Raw genomic sequence first — 6,914 nt, forward strand, 5'->3', positions numbered from 1 at the left:
ACTTGACGAGCGGGTCGGGTCCCCGAACGCGCAGGTCGTAGGACCGACGGAGGAGGGGGGTCCGGCCGAAACTCGGTGGGCGTCGTCAGTGCCGATCCGTAGGCTCGCCGTGATGCCGACGAAACCTGCACCCACCAAGGACCGGTCCGCCGTACGGACGTTGCTGCGCCTGTGGCCGTACGTACGGCCCGTGCGGGTGCGGCTGTTCAGCGCCGCGTTCGTGGCGGTCGTCGCATCCTGTGTGGGGCTGGTGATCCCGCTCGTCCTGAAGTGGATGGTCGACGGCCCGGTCGCAGGCAGGGACCCGGCGGGCGTCTGGCTCGGCGCGCTGTACCTGCTGCTGCTCGGGTTCGCGGAGGCACTGCTGTTCGGGGCGCGGCGGTGGCTGGTGGCGCGGCCGTTGTCGCACGTCGAGGCGGAGATGCGGGCGGACCTCTACCGGCGTCTGCAACGGCTGCCGGTGGCCTTCCACGACCGGTGGGCCTCGGGGCAGCTGTTGTCCCGGGGCACCACGGATCTGATGCTGCTGCGCATGTTCCTCGCCTTCCCGCTGACGTTCCTGCTGGTCAACGGGGTGACGATCCTCGTCGGCGTGCTGATCATGCTGGCGCAGGACTGGACGCTGGGGCTGGTGATCCTGGGGCCCGCCGTGCCGGTGATGGTGACCTGCGTGGTCTTCGAGAAGCGGTACGCGCAGGTGGCTCGGCGCGCACAGGACCAGGTCGGCGATCTGACGACGGTCGTCGAGGAGAGCGTGCTCGGCATCCGCATCATCAAGGGGTTCGGCCGGCACCGGAGCCAGGCACGGGCGTTCCGTGAGCTGTCGCGGACGTTGCGCGGCACGGAGCTGCGCAAGGCGCGGCTGCTGGCGGCGATCTGGGGCGTCATCGTGACGCTGCCCGAGGTCGCCATCGGGGCGGCGCTGGTGCTGGGGACCGTGCAGGTCGCGGACGGGCAGTTGTCGGCGGGCACGTTGGTGGCGTTCCTGTCGACGGCGCTGGCCCTGCGGTGGCCGGTGGACTCGATCGGGTTCCTGCTGGCGATGAGCCAGGAGGCGGCGACGGCGACGGAGCGGTACTTCGAGGTGATGGACGTCGAGGTGGAGGAGCCGTCGGGTTCTGGTGGGCCGGGGGCGGTGCCAGGGGGTGGGTCGCGCGACTCGGCGCCGCGAGGTGCCGTCCGCGCCCACCCTCCCCTGCTCCCGGCTTCGCTCGAGCGGGGGGACCCCCATCGCCCCAGCGGCACGACTGCCCGCGGGGTGACGGGCTTGTGCTTCGACGACGTCACCTTCCGCTACCCCGACGCCCCCTCCGGCTCCCCGCCCGTCCTCGACCGGGTCGACCTCCACATCCGCCCCGGCGAGTCCATGGCACTCGTCGGTGCGACCGGAAGCGGCAAGACCACGCTCACCGCACTCGTGCCCCGCCTGCACGAGGTGACCTCCGGGCGGATCACCCTCAACGGCGAGGACATCACCGCGATGCCGAGACAGGCGCTGCGCGCCCGTGTCGCCGTGGCGTTCGAGGAGCCCACCCTCTTCTCCGCGAGTGTCGGGGAGAACGTGCTGATGGGGGCCGGGGACGCGGCCGGCACAGAGGAGTTGGAGCGGGCGCTCGGCGTCGCGCAGGCGGACTTCGTGTACGCGTTGCCGCAGGGGACCGAGACGCAGGTCGGCGAGCAGGGCCTCAGCCTGTCGGGCGGTCAGCGGCAGCGCCTCGCGCTGGCCCGAGCCGTCGTGGGCAAGCCGGATTTCCTCGTCCTGGACGACCCGCTCTCCGCGCTCGACGTCCACACGGAGGCCGCCGTGGAGGCCGCCCTGCGCCGGGTGCTCGCCGACACCACGGCACTGATCGTGGCGCACCGTCCGTCCACCGTGCTGCTCGCCGACCGCGTCGCCCTGCTGTCGGGCGGCCGGATCGTCGCCGTCGGCACCCACCAGGAACTGCTGCGCACGAACGCCGAGTACGCCCATCTCATGTCCGGCGAGCAAGCCGGTCAGCAGGAGGACGAGCGATGACCACGTCCACCACGTCCACCACCCCTGCCTCCACCGACGACGGCCAGGAACTCCCCCACCCTCAGCAGGGCTCCGCCGCCGGCGACCCCTTCGACCGCGACGTTCTGCCCACCCCGCCCGGCGCCACCTCCGCCCTCCTGCGCTCCCTGCTCGCCCCGATGAAGGCGCGCGTCACCGTCACCACGCTCCTGCTGCTGCTCCAGCAGGCGGCCGTCCAGGCGGGCCCGCTGCTGGTGGCGTACGCCATCGACCGGGCCGTACCGGCGTTCCGGGCCCACGACAACGGTCCGCTGATCGCGGTGGCGGTGGGCTATCTGCTGTGCGCGGTGGCGTCCGGCGGGCTCCAGTACGCGTTCATCGTCGCCTCCGCGCGCGTCAACCAGGACGTGCTGCTCGACCTGCGCGGCCGGATCTTCCGCCATGCCCAGGCGCTGAGCGTCGACTTCCACGAGCGCTACACCTCGGGCCGGCTCATCTCCCGCTCCACGACGGATGTGGAGTCGCTGCGCGAGCTGCTCAACGAGGGCCTCCAGGAGCTGGTGACCGTCGTCCTGTCGTTCGTCTACATCTCGGCCATGCTGCTCTGGCTGGACCTGGGGCTGGGCGCGGTGGCGGTGGCCTCGTTCGGGCCGCTCTACCTGCTCGTGCGGATGTACCGGCGGCGGGCCGGCCGGGTCTACACGAAGCGGTCGACGGCGATCGCCGCGGTGATCGTCAAGTTCGTCGAGACGATGAACGGGATCCGGCCGGTGCGGGCGTTCCGCCGGGAGGACGCCAACGACGAGGCGTTCCGGGTGCTGAACCGGCATCATGAGCGGACCAACGGCGATGCCCTGCTGGAGATGGCGCGCTATGTCGTCTGCTCGCGGCTGGTCGCCAACACGGCCGTCGCGGCGATCGTGCTGTGGGGCGCGTACCGGGTGGCGGACGGCTCGCTGCAGCTGGGCGTGCTGGCGGCGGCGGTGCTGTATCTGCGGCGGTTGTACGACCCGATTGACCGGCTCGGCATGTTCCTGAACTCGTACCAGTCGGCGGCGGCCTCGCTGGAGAAGATCGCGGGGCTGCTGGCGCAGACGCCGTCCGTGCCGGAGCCGTCGGCGCCGAAGGAGCTGCCGCCGCTGCCGGGCGAGCAGCCCGGCCGTGAGGTCGTCTTCGACGGCGTCCGGTTCGCGTACCGCACGGGCGGCGAGGTGCTCCCCCGCTTCGAGCTGACCCTGTCGGCCGGGCAGACCGTCGCAGTCGTCGGTTCGACGGGCGCGGGCAAGTCCACGCTGGCCAAGCTGCTCGCGCGCTTCTACGACCCCACCGAGGGCCGGGTGCTGCTCGACGGGGTCGACCTGCGCGAGCTGTCCGTGCCGGAGCTGCGGCGCGGGGTGGTGATGGTGACGCAGGAGGCGTTCCTGTTCTCCGGCACGGTCGCCGAGAACATCGCGATCGGGCGACCGGACGCGAGCCGTGAGGAGATCGAGCGGGCGGCGAAGGCGATCGGCGCGCACGAGTTCATCAGCGCGCTGCCCGACGGCTACGACACGGACGTCCGCAAGCGGGGCGGCCGTATTTCCGCGGGCCAGCGTCAACTCGTCTCGTTCGCCCGGGCGTTGCTCGCCGACCCGGCGGTGCTGATCCTCGACGAGGCGACCAGTTCGCTGGACGTCCCCGGGGAGCGGGCCGTGCAGCGCGCGATGGCGACCGTGCTGAACGGCCGTACGGCGGTCGTGATCGCGCACCGGCTGTCCACCGTGGAGATCGCCGACCGGGTGCTCGTCATGGAGCACGGCCGGATCGTCGAGGACGGCACTCCGGCCGAACTGATCGCGGGCACCGGCCGGTTCGCCGATCTGCACCGGGCTTGGCGGGACAGTCTCGCGTGAATCTGCGGAGGGACCGTTGATCGACGCGTACGAGGATCCCGGCACGCCCGGATCCCGGAGCGGGGTCCGGTATCTGTGGTGGCTGGTGACGCGGTAGCCCGACGCGACCGACGAGCAGGTGCGTGGGCCGCGCTCGCGGCCGTGGGCGCGGACGGCTGGGGCGCGGACGACTGGGGGCGCGAGCTGCCGGACGGCCTGGACAGCGAGCTGGGGCCGCACGGCTGCGCCACGGACGGCTCGCAGGCGCAGCAACTCGCCCTGGCGCGGGCGGCGCCGGCCGACCCGCACACGCTGATCCTCGACGAGGCAACGGCCCTGCTCGACCCGGCGACCGCCCGTCACACCGAGCGCGCGCTGCTCGCCGTCCTGGAGGGCCGGACCGTCATCGCCATCGCCCAGCGGCTGTACACCGCCCATGACGCGGACCGGGTCGCCGTGATGGAGGAGGGCCGCCTCACCGAACTCGCCACGCACGACGAGCTGGTGGCGTCCGACGGGGCGTACGCGGCGCTGTGGCGCACCTGGCACGGAGAACGGTCGGCGGGGGGCTGAGTCCGGCCACCTCGACCCCGACTCCCCGGCAACCCGCCCCTCTTGCAACCAATGGCCCGTATATCGAACATGACTATCCGGTCAACGGAGGCTTTCCGGCCAACTTCTTGACGCGCTCCTGACAGCAAGCGCCATCCGGTGCCAGGCTTCCCACGGCCGCTTCACAGCAACCCCACATGTCCATCGCTGTGTCGCCACACGGTCACCCGCACCTGGTTCCGCGTAACGCCCTGTTCTGCCCGGACGGCCCACCCGCCGTTCGGTCTCCCCTGGCCGTGCGACCCGCGGCCACGCAGAAGGAGTCAGTGTTGACAAGCAGTTCCTCCCACAGACGCACCTCCCACACCCGCAAGGCCACGGCCGTCGCCCTCGTCGGCGTCGCCGCGTTCCTGGCCGCCGCCGTCCAGAGCGGCGCCGCCACCGCAGCCCCGGCGAAGGCACCGTCGGCCGCGGGCAAGGCCGACCCGGGCGCGCTGCCCGCGAAGCTCACCCCGGCCCAGCGCGCCGAGCTGCTCCGCCAGGCGGACGCCGGCAAGGCGAAGGCCGCGCAGCAGCTGGGCCTCGGCGCCAAGGAGAAGCTGGTCGTCCGTGACGTGCTGAAGGACCGCGACGGCACCGTCCACACGCGGTACGAGCGCACCTACGACGGCCTCCCGGTGCTCGGCGGCGACCTGGTCGTCGAGACGTCCCCGGCCGGACAGACCGAGGGCGTCGTCAAGGCCACCCGCGCCCAGATCAAGGTGGCCTCGCTGAAGCCGGCCGTCGCCCCGTCGAAGGCCGAGCAGCAGGCGCTGGGCGCCGCGAAGGCGGAGAAGGCCAAGAACCCCGACGTCAACAACGCGCCCCGCAAGGTGATCTGGGCTGCGAACGGCACGCCGACCCTGGCGTACGAGACGGTCGTCGGCGGCTTCCAGCACGACGGCACCCCGCAGGAACTGCACGTCATCACCGATGCCACCACCGGCCAGAAGCTCTACGAGTGGGAGGCGATCGAGACCGGCACCGGCAACACGGTGTACTCCGGCACGGTCGACCTCACCACCACGCAGTCCGGGTCGACGTACAACCTGACCGACGGCGCGCGCGGCGGCCACAAGACGTACAACCTCAACCGGGGCTCCTCCGGCACCGGCACGCTCTTCTCCGGCTCCGACGACGTCTGGGGCAACGGCCTGGCGTCCAACCTGGAGTCGGCCGGCGCCGACGCGCACTACGGTGCCGCGCTGACGTGGGACTACTACAAGAACGTGCACGGCCGCAGCGGTATCCGCGGCGACGGCGTGGGCGCCTACTCCCGGGTCCACTACGGCAGCAACTACGTCAACGCGTTCTGGTCCGACGCCTGCTTCTGCATGACGTACGGCGACGGCTCGGGCAATGCCAACCCGCTCACGTCGATCGACGTGGCCGGTCACGAGATGACCCACGGCCTGACCTCGGTCACCGCCAAGCTGAACTACACCAATGAGTCGGGCGGTCTGAACGAGGCCACCTCCGACATCCTCGGCACGGCGGTCGAGTTCTACGCGGGCAACCCCTCCGACGTCGGTGACTACCTCATCGGCGAGGAGATCAACATCAACGGCGACGGCACCCCGTTGCGCTACATGGACAAGCCCAGCAAGGACGGCTCGTCCAAGGACAGCTGGTACTCCGGCCTGGGCGGCCTCGACGTGCACTACTCGTCGGGCCCCGCCAACCACTTCTTCTACCTGCTCAGCGAGGGCAGCGGCACCAAGACCATCAACGGTGTCACCTACAACTCGTCCACCTCGGACGGCCTGCCGGTGACCGGCATCGGCCGCGCCAAGGCGGAGCAGATCTGGTTCAAGGCGCTCACCACGAAGTTCACCTCCACCACCAACTACGCGGGCGCCCGCACCGGCACCCTCGCGGTGGCGGGCGAGCTGTACGGCACCACCTCCGCCGAGTACAAGGCGGTGCAGGACGCTTGGGCGGGCGTCGCGGTCGGCTCGCGCTCCGACGGCGGTGGCGGCGGCGGCACGTCCTTCGAGAACGCCGCCGACGTATCGATTCCGGACAACGGCGCGGCGGTCACCTCGTCGGTCACCGTCTCCGGACAGACGGGCAACGCCCCCTCGAACCTTCAGGTCGGCGTCGACATCGTGCACACCTACATCGGTGACCTCCAGGTGCAGCTCGTCGCGCCCGACGGCACGGCGTACACGCTGAAGGCGTACGGCACCGGCGGGAGCTCGGACAACCTCGACACCACGTACACGGTGAACGCCTCCTCCGAGGTAGCCAACGGTGTCTGGAAGTTGAGGGTCCAGGACAACGCGGCCCAGGACACCGGCTACATCAACAGCTGGAAGCTCACCTTCCCGTAGGCCCGCCGCCTTCGGCAGCACGTGAACAGGGGCGGGGGGGGGGGGGGGGGGGGGGGGGGGGGGGGGGGGGGGGGGGGGGGGGGGGGGGGGGGGGGGGGGGGGGGGGGGGGGGGGGGGGGGGGG

3 protein-coding genes and 1 pseudogene are annotated in these 6,914 nt (G+C 71.7%); all 4 read left to right on the forward strand.

Translation table 11 applies throughout. The features are described 5' to 3' along the window. Positions 1-112: 112 nt before the first annotated feature. The 4 genes and pseudogenes from AC067M_RS21290 to AC067M_RS21305 all read left to right on the forward strand — a co-directional run bounded on the left by AC067M_RS21290 (position 113) and on the right by AC067M_RS21305 (position 6,791). The gene (locus AC067M_RS21290) at positions 113-2,017 is read left to right on the forward strand and encodes an ABC transporter ATP-binding protein (protein WP_478698574.1); all 1,905 of its coding nucleotides are present in this window, start codon (positions 113-115) and stop codon (positions 2,015-2,017) included. Continuing rightward, positions 2,014-3,888 (forward strand): ABC transporter ATP-binding protein, encoded by a 1,875-nt coding sequence (locus AC067M_RS21295; protein WP_478698575.1) that lies wholly within the window; start codon positions 2,014-2,016, stop codon positions 3,886-3,888. Before AC067M_RS21290 ends, AC067M_RS21295 begins: the two co-directional genes overlap by 4 nt. A gap of 97 nt (positions 3,889-3,985) precedes the next feature. After that, a pseudogene (locus AC067M_RS21300) lies at positions 3,986-4,440 on the forward strand (ABC transporter ATP-binding protein); the annotation flags it as partial. A 308-nt stretch (positions 4,441-4,748) separates the two neighbouring features. Continuing rightward, positions 4,749-6,791 (forward strand): M4 family metallopeptidase, encoded by a 2,043-nt coding sequence (locus AC067M_RS21305; RefSeq protein ID WP_478698576.1) that lies wholly within the window; start codon positions 4,749-4,751, stop codon positions 6,789-6,791. The last annotated feature ends 123 nt before the right edge of the window (positions 6,792-6,914 follow it).

This window comes from Streptomyces sp. NPDC043427 (genome assembly GCF_056436655.1).